The organism is Brevibacillus borstelensis, assembly GCF_003710865.1.
Lineage (GTDB): Bacteria > Bacillota > Bacilli > Brevibacillales > Brevibacillaceae > Brevibacillus > Brevibacillus borstelensis.
Map to the genome: position 1 here is coordinate 239129 of NZ_RHHO01000033.1, position 22036 is coordinate 261164.

Below are 22036 nucleotides of genomic sequence, written 5' to 3' on the forward strand. Positions count from 1 at the left end.
TAAAAAGCAAGACCGCCTTGGCATATTGAAACAGCAGAAGTCTGAATATTCTTATCCATTTCCGGCGAAACGCTGCCCCGAGCCTATCGTTGGCACACTCCTTGCGTTATGAGCTTCGCATGAAATGATTTTTGATAGCGCTTACAAGTCATCGGGAAAGGGGGCGGGAGGTCGTTCATGAGAGCGGCTGCAGGGTACGGCATGCCTCATCAAATAACTTTGAAAGGAAGAGGTGTATGAACGCTATCGTAAAAAAAGCCTGGGGATACCGGCATATCGTCTTGGTCGTGCTATGGCTGCTGTACATTATCAACTACTTTGACCGGCTTGCGGTACTTACCTTTTTGCCCTTCATTCAAAAGGACTTGAATCTCACACCTGTTGAGCTGGGGCAGCTCGCATCCGTCTTTTTCTTTGCGTATTCGCTGGCACAGGTGACCGCAGGATTTTTGGCGGACAAATTCGGTCCGAAAAGAATCATGAATATCGCCATCATCGTCTTCACGCTTGTGACCGCACTGACTGGCGCCGTGAAGTCTTTTGGTCAGTTTCTGGCATTGCGGATCGGACTTGGACTGGGAGAAGGGCATCATTTTGCCCCGGCGTGCCGGACGATCAACAACTGGTTTCCGATTGCGGAGCGCGGGCGTTCCGTCTCCTTTTTTGCCACCTCCTGGGCTGTCGCTCCCGCTATCGTACCGGTTTTGATCACAAGCATCTCGTTCTACTTTTTTGACGGCTCCTGGCGCCCTGTCTTTTATCTGCTTGCGATACCCGGTCTGATCGGCATATGGGCCTTGTGGTACTTTATCACCAACACGCCAAAGGAGATGCTGGAAAAGGGGAGACTCAGCCAGGAGGAGTACGCCCATATCATGGATGCAAATTCAGCCAGTTCCGTGGAAGAGCAAGCTTCCGCTGAGAAAAAGGCGGATAAAAAAAGCAACCGGATTTTTCTCCAGGATGGATATTTCTATGTTTACACAGTCTTGTTGTTTTGCCAATGCGCCGTTTATTGGGGCACGACTACCTGGCTCACGACCTTCCTTGTTCAACAGCATGGCCTGAATCTGAAAGAGATGGGCTTCTTTGCTTCGGCCCCTTATATCGTCGCCTTTTTTGCGATGATGCTGGGGGGCTGGCTGATGGACAAGGTCATGCATCGGATGAAGCCTGTCGCGCTGATCGCCTACATCGGCTGCATTCCGGTCCTGTACCTTCTGGGGAGCGTAGAAAAGGGACAGACCGGCTTGCTTTTGCTGATGCTGCTGCTGGCTGGCTTTTTCGTCAACCTGAACTTTGGCACGATCTATGCCTACATCCAAAAACGCTACCCGACCGAGGTGGTCGGCGGAGCGACCGGCCTTGCCAACGGCATCGGACAAATGGGCTCATTCGTCTCGCCGCTTGTCGCCGGCTATCTGGTGGTTGTTCAGGCTGACGGGTCGCAGGATTTCAGCCGGGTATTCCTCTTCTTTTCGCTGACGGCCGCTGTCGCTGCTGTATGCGCTATGATCCTGAAAGAATCCAAGGTGAAAGCGGCAGAGACCGGAGTGAGGAAAGAAGCGGAGCAGGCGGTTTGAGTGTACAGGCGGCTTGCGGAAGCAGGCAGTTTTGCAGAACAAGCCATAGAACAAGCCATATGGAAGAAACAAATGAACTGGAATAGTAGATTTGGCAGTAATAGCGGTTTGAGGCGACAGGAGCGGCTTGCAAGGCTCAGAGAGAAAAAGAACGGAGAGGATGGGAAGCAATGGAAAGAGGGAATGAAAGAGAGAACACCGTAAGCGGGAGCGGGTTGGAACAGGCATTTTCCTTGATCGACGAAGCGGATGCCGTCGCTTTCTTGCAGCAATTGATTGCGATCAACAGTGTAAATCCGCCGGGGAACGAAACGGCTGTAGCCGAAGCGATCAGGCGCAGGCTGACAGCCGCCGGCATACAGGCAGAGCTGGATGAAGTTGAACCGCAGCGGGCCAATCTGCTGGCTGTCTTGAATAAAGCGGATGCATCCCTGTCAAAAAAGGTGCTCGTCCTCAGCGGTCACCTCGATACGGTTCCGACCGGGAGTATCGAGTGGGAGCATGAGCCGTTCGGGGGAGTGCGGGTTGGAAACAGACTGTACGGACGAGGCAGCACGGACATGAAGGGCGGCGTCGCGGCCATGGTGCTTGCGATGGAGTATTTGCATCGTGCCGGAATTCGGCTCGGAGGAACCTTGCGCTTTGCGGGGACAGTGGGAGAAGAGGTCGACTGCCTCGGGGCAAAGGCAGTTGCAAGTCGGGGGCAGATCGATGATGCGACAGCGATGGTGATCTCCGAGCCGAGTAACAATCAACCGTTCATCGCGCACAAGGGAGCGCTTTGGCTGGAAGTAGCGACGTACGGCAAGACAGCTCACGGCTCCATGCCTGATCAGGGGGTCAATGCGATCATGGCCATGGCGAGATTCATCCATAAGCTAAACAGCTATCGTTTCAGCTATCAGCCTCATCCGCTGCTGGGCGGACCGACGATGAATATCGGAGTGATCCAGGGAGGCGTAAAAACAAATGTCGTGCCAGATCAGTGCACCATGATGCTGGATATCCGCACCGTTCCTGGACAAAGCCATCCGGAGATCATCGATGGACTCAACTTGCTCTTGGAACAGGTATGCGAACCGGCCAATGCCCGTTTCGCCATCCGTGCGGTGAACGATCTGCCGGCAGTGACAACCGCTGCGGAGGATGCGTTTATCAAGCTTTCATTGGATACAGCCAAGCAGTATTTGGGCCGGGAGTCGACTGTCAGAGGCGTCAATTACTACACCGATGCATCTGTCTACGGACCCCGTCTGGACATTCCGATCCTGATTTACGGCCCCGGAGAACCGACGATGGCCCATCAGCCGGACGAATGGATAGAGGTAGACAAATACATGGAGGCGATCCGCTTTTACATGGGACTTGCGGTCGCATACCTGGGCATTTCCAAAGATCAATAAGGCAGGAATGAAAATTGTAAAAATTTATTCTATTCTGTATAATGGTGGGACAGAAGCGATGTGCCTCCTCCCGCAACGGTCCGAAGTGTGATCGTTGGGGGAGGTATTTTGTATTCCTGCGCTGTTTCTCGATCCCGGAGAGGAGGGGAAGCGTGACGCTGCAGCAAGCATGGAATACCTCTTTTGCCGCAAGCCCGCAGTCCGCATGGAGAGATGCTGTCCGAGGCATGCAGGAAGATGTGCTGTTTATTCTCGCAGAAGATGGCGCTACTGTATCGGGAGCCGTTTGGAAAACGAATCCGGGTCGGGTCGTTTCTGTCGGATCGTCTCAGGCCGAGGAGATTGAAGCGCGTGAAGCCGAGTGGAACGTGCACGAGATCTGGGTATTTGTCGATTCAGCCGGCACGATTCAGGGATGGATGAAAACAATTGACCTGTATCGCCATTTTTATCAGGTGTATAAGGAAAGGCAGGCGTACTATTCACTCGAGCTGGAAACCGTGTTCAACACCAGCTACGATATGTTTTACATCTCGGACGGTCAAGGAATCACGCAGCGCGTAAGTCCATCTGCCGAAAGAATTTACGGGTACAAACCGGAAGATTTGGTCGGGAAAAGCATTTATGAGCTGGAGCGGACAGGCGTATTTCGACCGTCTATTACCCGATTGGTGCTGGAGAGGAAGGAAAAGGTGCAGGTCGTGCAGACGACAGGACTTGGCGGCCGGCTGATGGTCGTCGGTACGCCGATCAAGGACGAGCAGGGAAACATCATCCGCGTCGTCAACTTTTGCCGGGACATCTCCGAGGAAAGGCGGCTGCAGGCCGAGTTGGAGGACGCCCGGGAGCTGCTTGAGGGCTACAAGCAGGAATTGCGCAAGCTGAGTGAAATGACCGCAAAGGAAGCGGGACTGATCTACAAGAGCGAAGCGATGAAACAGGTAATAACGCTTGCCGGAAAAATGGCCGAGGTGGACTCCACCGTGCTGATTCTGGGCGAATCGGGAGTAGGCAAGGAAGTGGTCGCCTCTTATATTCATCAAAACAGCCACCGGCGGGACAAGCCGTACATCAAGCTCAACTGTTCGGCGATCCCGGAGCATTTGCTGGAATCGGAGCTGTTTGGCTATGAAAAGGGCGCGTTTACCGGAGCGACAAAAGAAGGAAAGCCCGGCTTGTTTGAACTGGCCAACGAGGGGACGCTGTTTCTCGACGAGATCGGCGAGCTGCCCCTTTCGCTCCAGGTAAAGCTGCTCCGCGTGCTCCAGGAGCATGAGCTGGTTCGTATCGGCGGCACCAAGCCGATCAAGATCGACGTCCGCATCATCGCCGCCACCAATCGCAATTTGCAGGAAGAAACGCGGCAGGGGCGCTTTCGCGAGGATTTGTACTACCGCCTGAATGTCGTTCCGGTCCATATTCCCCCTTTGCGGGAGCGTACCGACGATATCCTTCCACTGGTCATCTTTTTTCGGGACCGCTTTACCAAGAAGTACAAAAAAGAGAAAACCTTCTCGCAGGAAGTGCTGGATTGCCTGCATCTATACCGTTGGCCAGGCAATGTGCGGGAGCTTCAGAACATCGTGGAGCGTCTGATCGTCATCACTGATCAGGATGTGATCGAAGCGCATCATCTGCCGGAGATGCTTCACTACGTCCAGCCTTCTGCGACAAAGGTAAGCGTAACAGATATTCTTCCGTTGAAATCGGCTGTAGAGCTCCTGGAAAGACAGCTTCTGGGGATGGCGAAAGAGAAGTACGGCACGACGACCAAAATGGCAGAGGCGTTAGGAGTCGATCAATCGACCATCAGCCGGAAGCTCGGAAGATGGAAGCTTTGAAATGAAAATCGAACCTTTAGATGGAGGGCCGTGGACTCAATGCACCGGCTTTTCTGCTCCGTAGCCAGCATAAGATGGCTGAAGAAAAGGATAGAAGGAAATTCCGGAAAGTAAAGAGAAGTTAAAAATTTGGAACACCGCAGTAGAGAGAGGAGAAACGAAATGACAGCACATACGGCAGGAAAGATGATCGGGTTTGTGGGTATCGGGGTGATGGGCAAAAGCATGGCCGCCCATCTCATGAAAGCAGGGTATGAGGTGCTCGTGTACAACCGCACCAAGCAAAAAGCGGAGGAGCTGTTGGCGCAGGGAGCCGTATGGAAGGATCAGATTTCGGAGCTGGCTGCCGAAGCGGATGTCATTATCACGATGGTAGGATACCCCAAAGACGTAGAGGAAGTCTATCTCGGAGAAAAAGGAATTGTCGCCCATGCAAAGCCGGGCAGCTACCTGATCGATATGACCACCTCCAAGCCGTCTCTGGCGCAAAAAATCTATGAAGAAGCCAAAAAACGCTCTCTGCATTCCCTGGATGCGCCTGTATCCGGCGGAGACGTGGGGGCCAGAGAGGCCCGCCTCACGATCATGGTAGGCGGTGACTCGGAAGCGTTTGCGGCGATGGAACCGATTTTCAAACTGATGGGAACCAACGTCATCCTGCAAGGGGGCCCCGGAGCCGGTCAGCACACGAAGATGTCCAACCAGATCGCGATCGCTTCCAATATGATCGGGGTCTGCGAGGCCATCGCGTACGCCAAAAAAGCAGGGCTCGATCCGGTAAACGTATTGAAGAGCATCGAGGCGGGAGCGGCAGGAAGCTGGTCTTTGAGCAATCTGGCTCCACGCATGATCGCAGGCAACTTTGCCCCCGGATTTTATATCAAGCATATCATCAAAGATATTTCGATTGCGCTGGAAGCGGCAAAAGAGATGGGGCTTGCGACGCCCGGCTTGGAGCTGTCCCTCTCGCTGTACCAAGAGCTCGCGGAACAAGGTTTGGAAGACAACGGCACCCAGGCGCTGATCAAATGGTACGACAAGCATTTTGGTGAGAATGGGTAAGTCTCGCTGTGAATAAATAGACAAATGAAAGAGGGTCCGAGTCGTGCAGATGAAGGGCTCTTTTTCTTTTGGTACGACACTTTTTGCACAAGGCAGAGTAAAGGCGGGGGTAACGGTGAAGCAACAAACATTCCTTCCGCACGTGCAACATTTTTCCTCCGCCAGCGTCAAAGATAGACCAACATTTTGCTGACACGTCAGGAGGAAAACAGATGTGAAAAAACGCATTGTTGCACTTTGCGCGGCTGCTGCACTTAGCTGGAATGCATGGGCTGTTCCGGGGCAAGCAGCCAGCTTCGCTTCCATTCAGCCTTACATCACCGACTATAAAATCGGATTTACAAACGGACAAGCGCTGGTCACCAAGGCCGTCTATGACGAGTTTTCCAAAGTCGGCTTCTATTACACCGTAGTGAAAAACGGGAAGAAGGGAATCCTCGATGCCCGTACCGGAAAGGAGCTGACTCCGCCAATCTGGGACGATGTGGAGATTCCTGAACAAAAGCAGATTGCAGTGGTTCGCAATGGCGGATGGTTTCAATACATCGATCTAGCCAAAAAAAGCGTCTCGAAAAGCAAGTACGCGGGAGCACATACCTTCTTTTTGTCTCAGGCCTATCCGAGCGTTATTTTGATGCAGGGCCAGACCTCGATGCTGCTCGATCCATCCGGCCGGACCCTGATTGCTCCGTTCGCGGGAAAAATCGAGTTTGCCGATTTGGCCAAGCCGGGAAAGAACGGCGAGGAAGAGACGACACGGTACCTGGTCACCACGACGGCGAAACAGCTTACGGTCTATGATCCAGTAACGGTTAAGCCGATGTTTTCCCTGCCCAAGGCGACCTTGGCTCCGAGCGGCGGGAATCGAATGCCCTATTTCAAAGTGATCGTCGGCGGCAAATACGGTCTTGTCGATGTAAACGGGAAGTACGTCCTGCAGCCGCAATACACAAGCGTCCAAATGATGGGCAGCAGTGGTTTTTTTCGCGTGCAAAACCAAAAAGGAAGCGGCTTGTGGAAGGATGGCCGGATGCTTGCCGAGCCGCAGTACGCCGAGGTCAGAGTCGAGCATGACATGGCAGACGGTTATGTAGTGCTGCAGGGCGATCTGGAGACGTACCACTCCATTTCATCCGGTACCTCCTTTTCATTGAAGAAAGGGGCCAAATATTTGCATGACGGCTACGTTTTGGGGCAGGACCCGACAACCTCCCGTTACGGAGTGAAACGGATCAGCGGTGAAACGGTAGTGCCGTTTGAGTATCCGCGCCTGGAAGGGGTACCGGCGATGTGGCTCTTGGTTCGCTCCGATGGCAAAAAGGGCATCCTGCGCGCAGCGTGGGGAAAACCGGTAAAAGAGCCGGATGCCTGGTTTGATGCGGTGACGACGCTCGGGGGATACGACCTCGTCAGTGTTACGGACGGGAGCAAGACCGGACTCTATTCGCAGCAAAAAGGGCTTCTCGTCCCGCCGCAGTCGGGCACAATCGTCCGCTATGACTCAAAATTCGGGCGCGTGCTGGTCCAGGGACCGGACGGATCGACGCGCGAATACCGGCCAGACGGCACTTCGCAAGACACGGCTGAGCCCAAACCGCAGCGGCTGACGGATGCCCTTTCCTTTATTTATAAGCCAGGAGAAGGAGTCTTTCTCGTGGACACAGCTAGCGGCAAGCCGATCAGCAGTCACGCTTACCAGGGGGCCAATGTGGCTGCAGGCGGAAAACTCGTCGTGGCCTTCAGTGCCGGAGAAGCCGACCTGTACACGGCGGAGGGGACACTGCTGACAGCGGATGTCAAGCTTCCGGCAACCCATTCTCCACAGGAAGGGACGACAGTAACGCTCTTTCCGTCGGGAGAAAGCATGTATGCAGCCGGGATGAAAAAAGGGACACAGCAGCAAGCGTTCATCCGCGTAGCGGGCGGGGCAATAGAAGCGCTGACAGATTTTGTGTATCGCAGCGTTTCGATTCAGCCATGGGGGGATCGGCAACTGATCGCGCTGCAAAGGGCTGATGGCAGCTTTGATCTTGAGGTATTGGCGAGCGGACAGATTGCAGCCAGGCTGGAGCAAGTGCAAAACTATCGGCTGGAAGAATCGCAGTCCGGACTGTTTGTCCAGAAATCGGGCGGATGGGACGTCTACTCGGCCGATTTGAAGCAGATGACGAGTGGAAGCTACGGCCGGCTTGAGGTTTTGTCCACGTACAGCGGTGCGAAACTCGTCACGTATCGGGACAAGAAAACGGGACTTCTCGGCGTGCTAAGCAAAGACTGGCGGACAGCCGCTCCTCCGGCGTATGAATCGATCAAGCCGATGGATCAGGTGTTTCCGATGCTTGGCGTGGAACAGCTTCCGGCACCATTTGTCTTTACGACCAAGGACAAGTTTGGCTATCTGGACGCGAACGGCGCCGAGCTGTTTCGCGCCGCTCTTTTGACCAAACGGCCGACAGTCACGTATCAAAACGTAACCGCCCAGCCATTTCCTGCCTACCAGCAGCTGCTTCAGAGCGATCCGCTGAAGCTGGTCGATTTCGGCAAGCCGTACAAGTGGGATCGCGAACTCAGCGGAGAGGCGAACTTCTTTGCCAATCTGGCCTTGTATTTCGACCTTCCGACCGGTTCCGGGAAGCGGGAAGTGCTGGCTTTCCTGACCGGAAAAGGAATTCTGCAGCCAGATCCCGCCCGTACGGATTTTGCGGGAACCGACTTTTACGCACTGATGCATAATGTCGTCCAGGGAACGAGCGGCAAGTCGCTGACCGAGCAGCAGTTGGTAGATTGGGCGACCAAACGCGGGCTTGTGCGTGAGCGGGGCGGCCATTACCAGGGAGACATCTATGCGGATTATCACCAGTTGTTTTTCCAAGAGCTGCTCAAAGCCCAGGCCGGAAAAGGCAGCTACAAAGCAAAGCCTCTGGCCCTTTCAGCCCTCGATGAATCCCAGCGAAGCATGCTGAGCACGCGGATCATCGTAAACGGCAGGGCATTCGAACAGCTCCCCGTCCCGCTGCCGAGTGTCGAACTGGACCGCCATCTGAACACATTGATCCAGCAGTACAACAAGCATGCGGCTTCCCTGCTGCAAGCAGCGGTAAAGCAATTATAGAAAGCAAAAGTCCGTCTTGTGCATGTGAGCATAGGACGGACTTTCTTTTAGATCCGGACAGTCAATTCCCAGAGCACCGTACCCTGAGCATTTTTCTCCCTGTTTCAATCTCCTTCATCAAAGCCAGCCTTTTCTCCCAAGACCTTCAATTTCGAAAGTTGAAAAAAGAAAGTTGACGATGCTATACCCGACTGTTACTATCAAATTAATAACATGGTTGGAGAAATTAAATGAGGAAATATGGTTCTTTGACGTTTTCTATTCCATCTTTCCACATTGCCTCCACTAGTTTTTTCAGGTTAACCCATTATTTAATACCATCAGTGGATTAATTCTGTACTGTTGGTCCTTCCTTTCCACACATACCATTAAGACAGAGTTGGTGATTAGAAATGAATTACAGCACATTGGTGGAAGAATACCGCGGTGGAGTGCTGGAGAATATCCACTTTGGCGTCATCTGCGGCGTAGACGAATCAGGAAAAGTCATCTTGTCCGCGGGCAGCGAAGAGCATATGACGTTTCTCCGCTCGGCGGCAAAGCCGTTCCAGGCCATCCCGGTCGCCAAACAGAAAATCGACGAAAAATTCGGGCTGACCAGCCGTGAAGCCGCCCTTTTTGCCGCTTCCCATCGCGGCGAGACGTATCATATGGAAGGATTGGAGTCGATCCTGAAAAAAACCGGCATTTCGGAAGAAGAATTGCTGACCTGCCCGACCTATCCGCTCAACGAAGAACCGAAGTTCGCCTGCCTGCGCGAAGGCGTGCCGAAGCGCCGTCTTTTCCACAACTGCTCCGGCAAACACCTGGGCTTTCTCGCCCTTTCCAAAGAGATGGGCTATCCGACAGACAGCTATTACGATGTCAGCCATCCTGCCCAACAAAGCGCTTTGGAAGCGTTTGCTTATCTGGCTGAGTATCCAAAGGACAAGATTGGCCTCGGCGTTGACGGGTGCGGCTTCCCTGTTTTTGCCGTGCCGCTCGTGAACATCGCCAAAGCGTATTTGAAGCTCGCTTGTCCCGATCTGATCGCGGACGCAGAAACGAGAGAGGCAGTCGTGAAAATTACCGGATGGATGTCAGCCAATCCCGACATCATCGCGAGCCACAATTTCGTTTGCACAGCGCTGCTGACCGATCCCAACATCATTGCCAAAGGGGGCGCGATGGGGGTATACGGCTTTGGCCTGAAAAAAGAACGCATCAGCTTTGCCCTGAAGGTTCTGGATGGCTCTGAACTGGTGTGGCCGCTGGTAATCGCCTCGATTTTGGAGCAGATCAACTACGAGAACAAGGACACCATTGAACGCCTGCGTGCGCTGGTGCCAAGCGAGATTAAAAATGACAACCATTTGGTCGTTGGCGAAAAGCGCACGGTGTTTCAGTTGGAAAAACGATAAGACGATGAGGGCAGCATGATACGTGAACCTGTTGCCTGAATAACGCCGCAAGCTGTCTGCATGCCGCTTGCATGACCAGGCAAGAAGAAAGGGATGGAAGAGGATGGACATTTCGGTTGGACAGCAGCGGGAGATGGAAGTCACGATCCGCCTGCTTTTCCAAGACTCGCCAACAGAGCACCTGCCGTATGCGCTGCGCCCGCACATGAAAGCGAAGGGAGCTGTCACCTGGTTTTTTGGCCGCGGAGAAGAAGGGCATGAGCTCATTATCGGACTAGGGGAGCGGGCGCGTTTTGACCTGGAGGCATTGCGCGATGCGGCGGGCAATGCGGGTCGGGCCGCGGAGAAGGAAAGGGTTACAGAAGCATGTGTGACGTTTGATTCGCTGGAGCCGCTGTTTGCTGCCGGACTGGACCGTCATAGCGCAGTCACAGCCTGGACAGAGGGCTGGCTTCTCGGTACATATGTGTTTGACCGGTATTTGTCAAAGGCGCAAGAACGGAGTGTCTCTATGCTGCATATCGCTTGTCCGGGTGCAGAAAAGGCGGAGCAGGCGATCGAATGGGCCCGTATCCGTGCAAAGGGTACATGCTTTGCCCGCGATCTCGTGAATGAACCGCCCAATCAACTGACGCCGGTCTCCTTTGTCGAGCGGCTGCAGAACCATTTCGCCGCACGAGACGTGGATGTGACGGTTCATAGCGGGGAGGCGTTGGAGCGTTTGCAGATGGTCGGCCTGATCACGGTTGGCAAAGGCAGCGTCCATCCGCCGGCTATGGTGGAAATCCGATACTGCACCGACCCGTCCCTGCCGCTGACCGCGCTGATCGGAAAAGGAGTCACCTTTGACATGGGCGGCATGAATGTCAAGGCCGGGCGGGATATCAGCGACGCCCGCATGGATATGGGCGGAGCGGCTGCTGTCGCGGGCGCGCTGGACATCCTCACTTCCGTAAAGGCAAGGGCCAATCTGCTGGTGCTTCTGCCGATCGCAGAAAACGTGCCGGACGGCGGAGCCTTCTTGCCATCGGATGTGATCCGCTACCCCAACGGTCTTTCTGTGCAGACGGCCAATACGGATGCAGAGGGGCGTCTCATTTTGGCCGATGCCCTGATTCACGCCGACAGGCTGGGAGCCAAGCAGGCAATCGATATTGCCACGCTGACGGGGAATGTCGGGGAAGCGCTCGGCTTAAAGCTGGCCGGTATTTGGGGAGATTCCGGGATGACCGCCAAGCTCATCGCGTCAGGTAATGACTGTGGAGACAGACTGTGGCGGATGCCGTTGGTAGACGATTACGAAGAATTGCTGAAAAGCGACTATGCCGACATGACCAACATCAGTCCGATCAGCTACGGTGGAGCGATTGTCGCCGCGTTGTTTATCCGCAGGTTTGTGGCCGACGGCATGAAATGGGTGCACATCGACATGGCTCCCCCTGTACAGGCGAAAGCCACCGGAGGCTATCGCGTCATGGGTGCCACCGGATATGGGGCGAGACTGCTCGCGGACTACGTGCTCGCTCAATAGACGGGCAAGGCAGAATTGTCAACCAGCAGCGCGGAAGATCAGCCCTTGGCGTTGCTGTTTGTCATCGAAGCGTTTTACAATAACAGGAAAACGGACGGGAGGATACCGTGCTATGTTGTTGGAAGTCATCGCGACCTCTGTAGAAGACGCCAAACGAGCGGAAGCGGGAGGAGCCGACCGGCTCGAGCTGATCACCGGGATACTGGAGGGCGGCGTAACCCCGAGCTGGGGCTTGATCGATGCTGTGGTCCGGGCCGTATCCATTCCGGTCAATGTGATGGTGAGACCGCACAGCCAGTCGTTTGTGTACACGTCTGACGATTACCGGGTCATGCGCGAAGACGTGCGAATCATTCGCGAGCTCGGCGCAGCAGGTATCGTCACCGGCATGCTTGCTCCTGACGGCCAGATCGATACGGAAGGGCTGGAAAGCCTGCTGGATCAGGCGAAAGGGCTGGATGTGACATTCCACCGCGCATTTGACGAGGCGGCTGACCAGTTGGAGGCCGTGCGGCTGTTGATGCGTTATCCGCAAATTTCGCGGATTCTCACCTCCGGCGGACAGAAAAGCGCCATCGATGGAGCGGAACGGATTGCCGAGCTTGTCCGGATGACCGCTGGGGAGCATTTGAGCATTTTGGCCGGAAGCGGGCTGGGCCTGGCAAACATCGCTGATTTCGTCGGTCGTACGGCTGTAACGGAAGTCCATTTTGGCACCGGCGTTCGGGAAGCCGGAAGCGCGCTCAAGTACGTAGATCAGGAGAAGGTAGCGGCTGTCAAACGATTGATTGCGGCAAAGTCATAACCAGGGAGCAGAGGAAGCAGCAAAATCGAAACGGCTTTTTCCCGGGCCCCGGTTCATAATTTGGCTACAAATCTTATTTCATAGAGAAACATGCGATACAAGGTCCTCGCCCAAGTTTAGGGAGAGGGCTTTTTTTGCGAATAACCGAAAAGAATGGCAAATAGACGAATCTGTGAAGTACATCACATCTTACGTTTTTCGCCTCCTCTATAATCCGGAGTAAGAAGTGATCCATAGGGGAGGTATTGATATGTTTTGCTATCAATGCGAGCAAACACCGACAGGCGGTTGCAAAACGGTGGGAGTATGCGGAAAGACTGAGGAGCTTGCCAGTATACAGGATACGATCATTTTTGCGCTCAAAGGGATTGCGGCATATGCAACGCATGCCCGACAAATGGGACACATCGACCCGGAAGTGGACGGCATTACACAGGAAGCACTCTATTTTACTTTGACTAACGTGAATTTCAATTTAGATGAACACTTGAAAATGGCAATGAAAGTGGGCCGTGCTGCAATTCGCGTCATGGAGCTGTTGGATCAGGCCCATACGAGCCGGTTCGGCATCCCTCAGCCCATCCGCGTTTCGCAAAACAAAATCGAAGGAAAGTGCATCGTCGTGACCGGGCACAACCTGTTTGCGCTGGAGGAGCTGCTGAAACAGACGGAAGGAAAAGGAATCAATATCTACACCCACTCGGAGATGCTCCCCGCACACGGGTATCCCGCCCTCCGCAAGTACAAGCACCTCAAGGGAAATATCGGGAAAGCGTGGTTTGACCAGCGCCGGTTGTTCGAACAGTTCCCGGGTGCGATACTAGCCACGACCAACTGCGTCATGCCGATCAAGGGGACATATGCCGATCGCTTCTTCTCGTATGATGTGGCCGGACTCGAAGGCGTTACCAAAATTGAGAATGACGACTTCGCGCCTTTGATCGAGCGGGCACTCGCATTGCCGGATGCGGATGTAGAGTCGGATCAGACGCTGCTGACCGGATTTCACCATGAGACCGTACTGGGTATTGCCCCGGAAATTCTCGACGCCGTAAAGGCAGGCAAAATCAGCCGCTTCTTCGTCATCGCGGGCTGTGATGCTCCCGGAAAAGGCGGAGACTACTACCGGGAGCTGGCCACCTCTTTGCCGGCGGATGCGGTGATCATGACCACATCCTGCGGCAAATTCCGCTTTAACGATGTCGATTACGGCAAAGTACCGGGTACGCAAATCCCTCGCTACATCGATCTGGGGCAGTGCAACAACTCCATCTCGACGGTCAAAATAGTCGTCGCTTTGGCGGATGCGCTGGACTGCGAGGTCAACGATCTGCCTGTCAGCATCGTCCTCTCCTGGTTTGAGCAAAAGGCGGTAGCGATTCTCTTGGGGCTGTTCAGCCTGGGAGTCCGCGACATTCGCATCGGACCGAAGCTGCCCGAATTCATCCAGCCCGGGGTATGGGAGGTGCTTCAGAATTTGTTTGGAGTCAAAGCAATCGGAGAAGCACAGGCAGACCTCCAGGATATGATGGGACAAAACGTTTCGTAAGCCTGGTCTGGAGAACAGTTGCGCCAAAGAGACATGCCCGTTTCAAAACAGGCTCCCTCCGGTCTGCCGGCCCACATGACGTCAGAAAAGCTCCGAGCAGAACAGGCAGGCAATTATGCTTGGACCTATCACATTTCATCCGAAAACACCTTGCAAAAACCATGCAGGGAATTAACCAGAGACAGAACGTCCGGATATCATCAGGACGTTCTTTTTCATTGTTTTAGAAAATCCCTTTCTCGCAAATGGGATCGTATTCCAAAAAATGAGAAACGGACAGAGCGAACTGGAGCGCAGAGAATGCGAGTTGATGCGGTTTCCACGCAAAAAGCCTTCGTCTTTCATTCACGTTCCGTTTGGCATGCGGTTTGCTACATGGATGGGTACCATGGACGAAACACGGAGGTGAACAGCTTGCAATATCCGTTGTCTCCAGACGTAAAACCGGAATTTTGCACCACGGGCTCTTACATGCGGCTGCCGGCACAAAGGGAGAACGCCAGAGTAGCCATCGTCGGCCTGCCCTTTGATACGGCTGCGTCTTTTCGCGTAGGAGCCCGCTTTGCCCCTCAGGCGATCAGACAGGCTTCCATGCTTCTGTTTCCGTATCATCCCGTTCACAAGGTCTTTCCATTTGAGGACACAAGAGCTATCGACATCGGGGATGTGCCGGTGATTCCGCACAATATCCATCGCAGCTACGACCGGATGGAAGCCGTCATGCTGGACTTGATGGCCAAAGGGATCGTACCGATCGGACTGGGAGGCGACCATTCCGTCACACTGGCCACATTGCGCGCCGCCAAAAGGGTGTGGGGGTCAGTAGCGCTGATTCAGTTCGATTCCCACACCGATACATGGGATACGTATTACGAAGAGAAGTACTGGCATGGCTCTCCGTTTATCCGCGCCCACGAGGAAGGGCTGCTGTTGCCGGACAAGGTTTTTCAGATCGGCATCCGCGGTACGCTGAACCACCCGGGTGACCTGGAAGCCAGTCTGGAGCTTGGCTATCACGTGATGACGACCCAGGAGCTGCGCAAGACCGGAGCCGCCGAAACGGTGAGAAAGATAAAAGAAGCGATTGGAGATACTCCCTGTTTTCTCAGTTTTGATATTGATTTTGTCGATCCCGCCTATGCGCCCGGGACAGGAACGCCGGAGGTCGGAGGATTTACAAGCTTCGAGACGCTGGAGCTGATCAGAGGACTGACGGACTTGAACTACATCGGCTTTGATCTGGTGGAAGTGCTGCCGCCCTACGATCCGGCCCAGACAACATCGCTGCTCGCGGCGACGCTCATCCACGATTTTGCAGCACTTGTTGCCCTGCGGGAGAAGCGGCTGTTGGCAGCGGGGGAGATGGCGGCAGATGCCGAGTAACGACAACAAGTCCCCTTGCGGACAGTGGCCGCAAGCCTTTGCGGATAATGGCTACAAGCATCGTCACTTGGGTAATCAAGCACACATCAGTAATACGAGGAAAGGTGGGGCATGCAGATGTTCAATCTGAAGATGTACATGGCTGGCGAGTGGGTGGATGCGGAAAATGGGGAGACTCGGGAGATTGTCAATCCGGCCACAGGAGAAGTGATTGCACGGGCGGCAGAGGGAACGGAGGAGGATGCCAAAAAAGCGATTCGCGCGGCACGCGAAGCATTCGACAGCGGGAGCTGGTCCGAGCTTGCGGCTGCAGAGAGGGCGCGGTATTTGTTCGCCATTGCTGACAAGCTGGAGGAACGCGCTGAGGAATTGGCTGCTTTGGAGACGCTGGACAACGGCAAGCCGCTGCGGGAAGCCCGCTTTGACGTGGCGGATGCGGCCGCTTGCTTCCGCTATTACGCCGGAATGGTCACCAAGCCTGACGGACAAACGTACCACGTCGCGGACCCGGTACAGGCGATGGTCGTGCGCGAGCCGGTCGGTGTCTGCGGACTGATCGTCCCGTGGAACTACCCGTTGCTGATGGCTGTTTGGAAAATCGCCCCCGCGCTGGCGGCCGGAAATACGATTGTCTTCAAGCCGTCCGAGGTCACGCCTGTTACGGCGATCAAGCTGTTTGAGATCATCGAAGAAGCAGGGGTGCCAGGCGGTGTGGCCAATCTGGTCATGGGACCGGGCCCTACGGTCGGACATGAGCTGGCCGCAAGCCATCTGGTAGACAAGGTTTCCTTTACGGGAGGCACGGCGACCGGCAGAAGCATCATGACTGCGGCTGCAGGCAACATCAAAAAGATTTCGCTGGAATTGGGGGGCAAGTCGCCCAACATTGTCTTTGCCGACGCGGACTTTGAGACAGCCGTAGACTACGCCTTGTTCGGAATCTTCGCCAATCAGGGGCAGGTCTGCTCGGCAGGCTCCCGGCTGCTTCTCGAGGACAGCATTCACGACCGCTTCGTCGAGCGGCTGGTGGAGCGTGCGAAAAAGATACGGGTAGGAGCGGGAGACGAACCGCAGACCGAAATGGGGCCGCTGGTAAGCGAGGCTCACATGGAAAAGGTACTGCGCTACATCGAGTACGGAAAAGCGGAAGGAGCGACACTCGCCTGCGGCGGCAACCGTCTGACAAATGGCGGTTTGGAAAAGGGCTATTTCGTCGAGCCGACGATCTTTGTCGACACGAGGCCGGACATGCGAATCGTCCAGGAAGAAATTTTCGGCCCTGTATTGGCCGTGCAGCGCTTCCGCGATGAAGCGGACGCTATCCGCCTCGCCAATGACACCGTCTACGGCCTCGCCGGGGGCGTCTTTACCCAGGACGGAGCCAAAGCGATGCGGGTCATCAAAAAATTGCGGGCAGGCATCACCTGGATCAACTGCTACCACCCCACCTACAACGAAGCCCCCTGGGGCGGCTACAAGCAAAGCGGAATCGGCCGCGGCCTGGGCACCTTCGGCTTCGATGAATTCACGGAAGTGAAACAGATCAATGTGAATTTGCAGGTGCAGCCAGTCGGCTGGTTTGAGAATTAAGGAAAAAACAGTGAGACACACGTAAACGGACTGGATCAGAATTAGAGAAGGCACGTCAGGGAACGCCACCCCTGATCCGACTTCCTGAATGATCTAAAAAAACAACGAAACAATCCAAAGCTGTAGAGATGAAAAAGGGAGAAAACGCGAAGGTCTTTGGGACACCACCCAGGCGGAATGGAAAAAGCGGAACACTCTTTCAGCGTCCAACCTCTGAGACGCTGCCTTGAGTAGGCTGCTTTTGGACGCAGCTTACGCTTTTGGAATGGAGCCGGACAGTAACGGCTTCCCGCAGTGTCCCACCGTACCCTGAGCATTTTCTCCCTTTTTCATCTCCTCCCCAACAGCCCTACAGGCATTTCCAATCTCGCCAAAGAAGCTTTCACAGGCTATTTCTCAAAACCAAGGAAGGATTCCAACTCCCAGCCGGGGAATTTCCCCTCATTGGCAAAACATTGGCTGTCAATCAGACCACCAGGTACGGAAGAGAATAAAGGAGGAGCAGGCCACATGAAGAGTTTGCAGGAGAAGCTGGAGACGATCATCGCTGCGGCCGGCGGACAATGGGGAGTGGTAGTGGAAGAAATCAACGGAAGCTTCTACTGGGAACACAACACCACGCAGACTTTTGCAGCCGAAAGCATCATCAAAGTCCCCATCATGGCCGCCGTTTTCGACGCTGCCAGCAAAGGAAACGTCCGCTTTGACCAAGCGGTTCGGATGAAGCAAACGGATCAGGTCGCAGGTTCCGGTGTCATGCAGCATCTCACACCTGATGCGCATTACCCTGTGTACGATCTGATCACCCTCATGATCATTCAGAGCGACAATACCGCGACCAATATGCTGATCGACCTCATCGGCGAAGATCAGGTGCGGCTCACAATGGCAGAGCTTGGCATGCACGACAGCTGCTACAGCCGAAAGCTGATGCTGTACCCGGCGGACAGTCCGCCCAACAACATGATTACCGCTGGTGACATCGCCCGGATGCTCAAACGGCTGGCAACAGGAACGTTTCTTGGCGAGCATGCCTGCCGCCAGATGATCGGGATCATGAAAAAGCAGCAGGTGCGAAATGCGCTGCCTGCCCGGCTACCCCGCATCGAGGAGGGAGTGTCGGACGCCGCTGCCGTGTGGGAAATGGCCAATAAAACCGGCTGGGACACAGGCCGCCAGCACGATGTCGGCATCCTGTTTGCAGGCGGAAAAGCGTACTCCCTGACAGCCCTGTCGGAGAATGCTCCCCCGGATGCCTCCCTGCAGGCGATGGCCGCTATCGGATATGAAGTGTACCGCTGTGCGGTGAGCTGACCATAGAGAGCGAGTACAGAAAAAATCCCCAGTTTGCTTGGGGGTTTCTTTTTTGGGCAAAACATGGTAATGTATGGACGGTTTTCATCTTAGTGAAAAAGGCAGGAGAAAGAAAAGTGTCACGAAAACGTCGGACAGGTGCAAGCTTGAACAGTCCGCAGCGCAAAGCAGTCGAATACGGCATGCTGCTCGTGGGTTCCTTTGTGCTTGCCACCAGCTTCAACCTGTTTCTCAACCCTAATCAGCTAGCATCGGGAGGAGTATCGGGCCTCTCTGTCATTTTGTACCATCTCTTTCACTGGCCGCCGTCCATCGTCCAGTGGGCGCTGAACATCCCGCTGTTTTTGTTGGGCTTTTGGCTTTTAGACAGGCAGTACAGCATGAAGGCGGCGGTAGGCTCTATCGTCCTGCCGTTGTTTGTCGCGCTGACCAGCCATCTTGAGCCGCTTACGGATAACACGCTGCTCGCCAGCATTTACGGCGGGATGGGCGTAGGGCTCGGGATCGGCATCGTCTTCCGGGGCCGGGGCTCTACAGGAGGATTTTCCATCGCTTCGCAAATCCTGCACAAGTACAGCGGCATCAGCCTGGGCGTATCCGTTGCTGTCTTTGACGGCTTGGTCATCCTGCTAGCCGGTTTTGTCTTTACTCCCGAAAAGGCGCTGTATGCCTTGATTGCCCTGTTTGTGACCAGCAAAACGATCGATATCGTGCAGATGGGCTGGAATACGTCCAAAGTGGCGTACATCATCTCCGATGAAACAGACAAGATGCGCGAGGCGATCTTGTTTGATCTGGACCGGGGCGTGACGCTGCTGGACGGCGCTGGGGGGTATACCGGCGACGAGCGCAAGGTGCTGATGGCCGTGGTGAGCCAAAGCGAGGTCAGCAAGCTGAAAATGCTGGTGCGCTCTGTTGACGCTGAAGCGTTTATCATCCTGTGTCCGGCTCAGGAGGTATTAGGCGAGGGCTTCCGGGCTGTGTAGCGGGCATGTGGAGCCGTGGCCTATTGGTGAACGATGTCAGCTTTTGTGTGAAAGCACCAAACAATGAAAAAAGCGTTGCATCCAACAGTTGGATGTATCGCTTTTTACTTTTACAGGCATATCGTGGGGCTCGCGTGCACATTTTTCAAAGACAGCCTCATGAAAGTGATTGGGAAAAGCACAGCAGAGCGACAAGCCTGCAGGAAACCCTGTTTCCATGCTACAATAAACAAAGGAAAATGTCCGGTCAGGGGAGGAATCATGATGACAAAACAGGCATTCATGCAAAAAGCGATTCAGATGGCGTGCGAAAACGCGTCGTCCGGCCACGGTACCCCCTATGGTGCCTTGGTGGTGAAGGACGGCCACATTATTGGAAGCGGTGTCAACGAGGTGACAGCCACCAACGATCCTACGGCTCACGCCGAAATCCTCGCGATCAGGGAGGCGTGCAAGCACGAGAACAGCATCAAGCTGGAGGGCTGTGTCATCTACGCGAGCGGAGAGCCGTGTCCGATGTGTTTGGCCGCCATTTACTATACCGGGATCAAAACGGTCTACTACGGCTATTCCAAGGAAGAAGCAGTGCCTTTCGGATTCAACTCCGGGGCGATTTACGAGCAGATTGCGCTGCCGATGGAGCAGCGTTCGGTCCAGATGAAAAAGCTGGAGAATGATCAGTCGGAGCCAAACCCGTTTGTCATCTGGGAGCAGACACAAGGGAAGCTGGACTGAATGGCTTGCCTGCCTGATGCGACAACATAGATAAGCTCGTGCTGCAGGCATGCGAGACAAACAAAAGGAGTTCATGAGCTACAACCCCTTGGTCGCAGCAAAATGGTCAAGGGGTTATTTCTTGTTCAAAAAAGGAGAGTAGGGATAGCTGCTTATCCGAGTGCTTCGTCACAAAAATGTCGCACATCGCGGGTCCTGTACTTTTCCTGACTTTACGTTATAATAAGTTTAGTAAAATGACTGTTGGCAGGGAGTGAACGATTCGTGTATAAAGCGTTGGTGGAATCCCACGTTGGTGGCTGGGAAGTGGCCTTTGTCCTTCTGATCATCGGCTATATCCTTTACCGTGCAGGAAAAGAACGGGTAGCAAAAATTCTACATATGATTTTGCGTCTGATGATTGTGATCATTGCTGTGTCCGGCATTTGGATGCTGTTTGCGTTTCGTGCGGGCGACTGGCTGTACTACGTCAAAGGCCTTCTCGCGCTGATTGTCTTTGGACTGATGGAAATGTCGCTGGGCCGCGCGCGCCGAAACGAAGCGAGCATCGGCTTTTTCGTCGGGGCGCTGGCGCTGATGGTCATCGTGATTCTGATCGGATATCGGGTAATCGTGTAAATAGTGTTTTGCAAGGAGACAGGCCAATTCCTACAAAGGGATTTGGCCTTTTTATATGCCAAGAAAACCGGAGAGACGATGTTTTTATTCCCCAATTTTTCTTTTTGGAGAAATACTCCACTTTATGATAACATATTGGAGGAATCATTCGTTTTTCTGCGCGAAGCAATAGCCAAGGAGGTAACCGATGACAGAATCAACAGCAGACAGGGGAGAATGGACGACAACGAGTACAGGCAAAACAGCCACACTGCTGGAGATCAACAGTCTTCTTCCTTCCTACACCAAATCCGAACGCAAGGTAGCGCAGTACGTTCTGGCCCATACCGAAACCGTTATTTATGCGTCGGTCATTGATTTGGCGGAGAAGATCGGGGTGGGGGAGACCACGGTTTTGCGCTTTTGCCGAAAAATCGGTTTCCGCAGCTATCAGGAATTTAAGCTGGCACTCGCCCAGGAACTGGCAAATCCGTCCCAGCATTCCCGCGATGAGGTGACCAAGGAAGATTCATTGCATGCGATTGCGCAGAAGGTTGCCGCTTTTAACGTCCAGTCGATTCACGATACAGACGCCCTTTTGGATGTCGAACAACTAGGGCGCTGCGTACAGTTACTCATAGAGGCGAGAACGATTCATTTCTACGGGGTAGGTACCTCGGGGGTGACAGCTCTTGACGCCAAATACAAGTGCCTGCGTATCGGGCTTCGAGTAGACGCCTTTTCCGATGCGCATTTGCAAGCGATGGCAGCATCCACGCTGGAGCCGGGCGATGTGGCTGTAGGCATATCTGTATCGGGCAGTACAAAGGATACGATTGACGCCCTGAAACTGGCGAAAGAAGCCGGCGCCTCCGTCATCTGTCTGACTCATTACCGCCGGTCCCCGATTACGCAGCATGCCGATATTACGCTCTTGACCGCCGCCAAGCAGGGGCCGCTGGAGGGCGGTTCGCTCGCTGCGAAGATCGCCCAGCTTCACGTGATTGACGTACTGTGCACAGCGGTATCCCAGAAAATGAGCGACAAGGCGTTGACCTACAAGCAGAAGACAGCCAAAGCCGTATTGGATAAAGTGTATGAGCCAGCCCAACCGGGCAAAGGCAAACCATAAAATGAAAGAGATT

16 protein-coding genes are annotated in these 22036 nt (G+C 54.3%); all 16 read left to right on the top strand.

Annotated elements, in window-relative coordinates:
* Positions 1-236: 236 nt before the first annotated feature.
* Positions 237-1583, top strand: coding sequence for an MFS transporter (locus EDM54_RS17060; RefSeq protein WP_122958505.1), 1347 nt, complete (start codon positions 237-239; stop codon positions 1581-1583).
* A 170-nt stretch (positions 1584-1753) separates the two neighbouring features.
* Positions 1754-2986 (top strand): M20 family metallopeptidase, encoded by a 1233-nt coding sequence (locus EDM54_RS17070; protein WP_003389545.1) that lies wholly within the window; start codon positions 1754-1756, stop codon positions 2984-2986.
* A gap of 152 nt (positions 2987-3138) precedes the next feature.
* On the top strand, positions 3139-4827 hold the full coding sequence (locus EDM54_RS17075; RefSeq protein ID WP_024983395.1) for a sigma-54 interaction domain-containing protein: 1689 nt from the start codon (positions 3139-3141) through the stop codon (positions 4825-4827).
* Positions 4828-4956: 129 nt separating this feature from the next.
* Entirely contained in the window at positions 4957-5889 is a 933-nt protein-coding gene (locus EDM54_RS17080; RefSeq protein ID WP_227277884.1) for an NAD(P)-dependent oxidoreductase, read from the top strand.
* Between the two features lie 214 nt (positions 5890-6103).
* Positions 6104-9001 carry a WG repeat-containing protein gene (locus tag EDM54_RS17085; RefSeq protein ID WP_122958507.1) on the top strand — a complete coding sequence of 966 codons (2898 nt, stop codon included), beginning with the start codon at positions 6104-6106 and terminating at the stop codon, positions 8999-9001.
* Between the two features lie 392 nt (positions 9002-9393).
* The gene (locus EDM54_RS17090; protein ID WP_003389540.1) at positions 9394-10401 is read left to right on the top strand and encodes an asparaginase; all 1008 of its coding nucleotides are present in this window, start codon (positions 9394-9396) and stop codon (positions 10399-10401) included.
* Between the two features lie 103 nt (positions 10402-10504).
* Positions 10505-11932: a leucyl aminopeptidase family protein gene (locus EDM54_RS17095; RefSeq protein ID WP_122958508.1), complete on the top strand. Its 1428-nt coding sequence runs from the start codon at positions 10505-10507 to the stop codon at positions 11930-11932.
* A gap of 112 nt (positions 11933-12044) precedes the next feature.
* Positions 12045-12737 carry a copper homeostasis protein CutC gene (locus EDM54_RS17100; protein ID WP_003389538.1) on the top strand — a complete coding sequence of 231 codons (693 nt, stop codon included), beginning with the start codon at positions 12045-12047 and terminating at the stop codon, positions 12735-12737.
* 250 nt (positions 12738-12987) lie between these two features.
* On the top strand, positions 12988-14286 hold the full coding sequence (gene hcp / locus EDM54_RS17105) for a hydroxylamine reductase (protein WP_122958509.1): 1299 nt from the start codon (positions 12988-12990) through the stop codon (positions 14284-14286).
* 414 nt (positions 14287-14700) lie between these two features.
* Positions 14701-15669: an agmatinase gene (gene speB, locus EDM54_RS17110; RefSeq protein ID WP_003389535.1), complete on the top strand. Its 969-nt coding sequence runs from the start codon at positions 14701-14703 to the stop codon at positions 15667-15669.
* Positions 15670-15786: 117 nt separating this feature from the next.
* The gene (locus EDM54_RS17115) at positions 15787-17259 is read left to right on the top strand and encodes an aldehyde dehydrogenase family protein (protein ID WP_031931891.1); all 1473 of its coding nucleotides are present in this window, start codon (positions 15787-15789) and stop codon (positions 17257-17259) included.
* A gap of 510 nt (positions 17260-17769) precedes the next feature.
* On the top strand, positions 17770-18573 hold the full coding sequence (locus tag EDM54_RS17120) for a serine hydrolase (protein WP_122958510.1): 804 nt from the start codon (positions 17770-17772) through the stop codon (positions 18571-18573).
* A 116-nt stretch (positions 18574-18689) separates the two neighbouring features.
* Entirely contained in the window at positions 18690-19559 is an 870-nt protein-coding gene (locus tag EDM54_RS17125; RefSeq protein WP_003389530.1) for a YitT family protein, read from the top strand.
* A gap of 264 nt (positions 19560-19823) precedes the next feature.
* The gene (locus EDM54_RS17130) at positions 19824-20294 is read left to right on the top strand and encodes a nucleoside deaminase (protein ID WP_122958511.1); all 471 of its coding nucleotides are present in this window, start codon (positions 19824-19826) and stop codon (positions 20292-20294) included.
* Positions 20295-20558: 264 nt separating this feature from the next.
* Complete coding sequence (locus EDM54_RS17135) at positions 20559-20912, top strand: DUF1516 family protein (protein ID WP_003389528.1); 354 nt, start codon at positions 20559-20561, stop codon at positions 20910-20912.
* A gap of 187 nt (positions 20913-21099) precedes the next feature.
* Positions 21100-22023, top strand: coding sequence for a MurR/RpiR family transcriptional regulator (locus EDM54_RS17140; RefSeq protein WP_003389527.1), 924 nt, complete (start codon positions 21100-21102; stop codon positions 22021-22023).
* Positions 22024-22036 lie beyond the last annotated feature (13 nt).

Excerpts from the sequence above, each read along its gene's own strand:
- EDM54_RS17115 (WP_031931891.1), top strand. The coding sequence starts at position 15,787 with ATGTTCAATCTGAAGATGTACATGGCTGGCGAGTGGGTGGATGCGGAA.
- EDM54_RS17070 (WP_003389545.1), top strand. The coding sequence starts at position 1,754 with ATGGAAAGAGGGAATGAAAGAGAGAACACCGTAAGCGGGAGCGGGTTG.
- EDM54_RS17095 (WP_122958508.1), top strand. The coding sequence starts at position 10,505 with ATGGACATTTCGGTTGGACAGCAGCGGGAGATGGAAGTCACGATCCGC.
- EDM54_RS17130 (WP_122958511.1), top strand. The coding sequence starts at position 19,824 with ATGACAAAACAGGCATTCATGCAAAAAGCGATTCAGATGGCGTGCGAA.
- EDM54_RS17060 (WP_122958505.1), top strand. The coding sequence starts at position 237 with ATGAACGCTATCGTAAAAAAAGCCTGGGGATACCGGCATATCGTCTTG.
- EDM54_RS17120 (WP_122958510.1), top strand. The coding sequence starts at position 17,770 with ATGAAGAGTTTGCAGGAGAAGCTGGAGACGATCATCGCTGCGGCCGGC.
- hcp (WP_122958509.1), top strand. The coding sequence starts at position 12,988 with ATGTTTTGCTATCAATGCGAGCAAACACCGACAGGCGGTTGCAAAACG.
- EDM54_RS17100 (WP_003389538.1), top strand. The coding sequence starts at position 12,045 with ATGTTGTTGGAAGTCATCGCGACCTCTGTAGAAGACGCCAAACGAGCG.
- EDM54_RS17090 (WP_003389540.1), top strand. The coding sequence starts at position 9,394 with ATGAATTACAGCACATTGGTGGAAGAATACCGCGGTGGAGTGCTGGAG.
- EDM54_RS17140 (WP_003389527.1), top strand. The coding sequence starts at position 21,100 with ATGACAGAATCAACAGCAGACAGGGGAGAATGGACGACAACGAGTACA.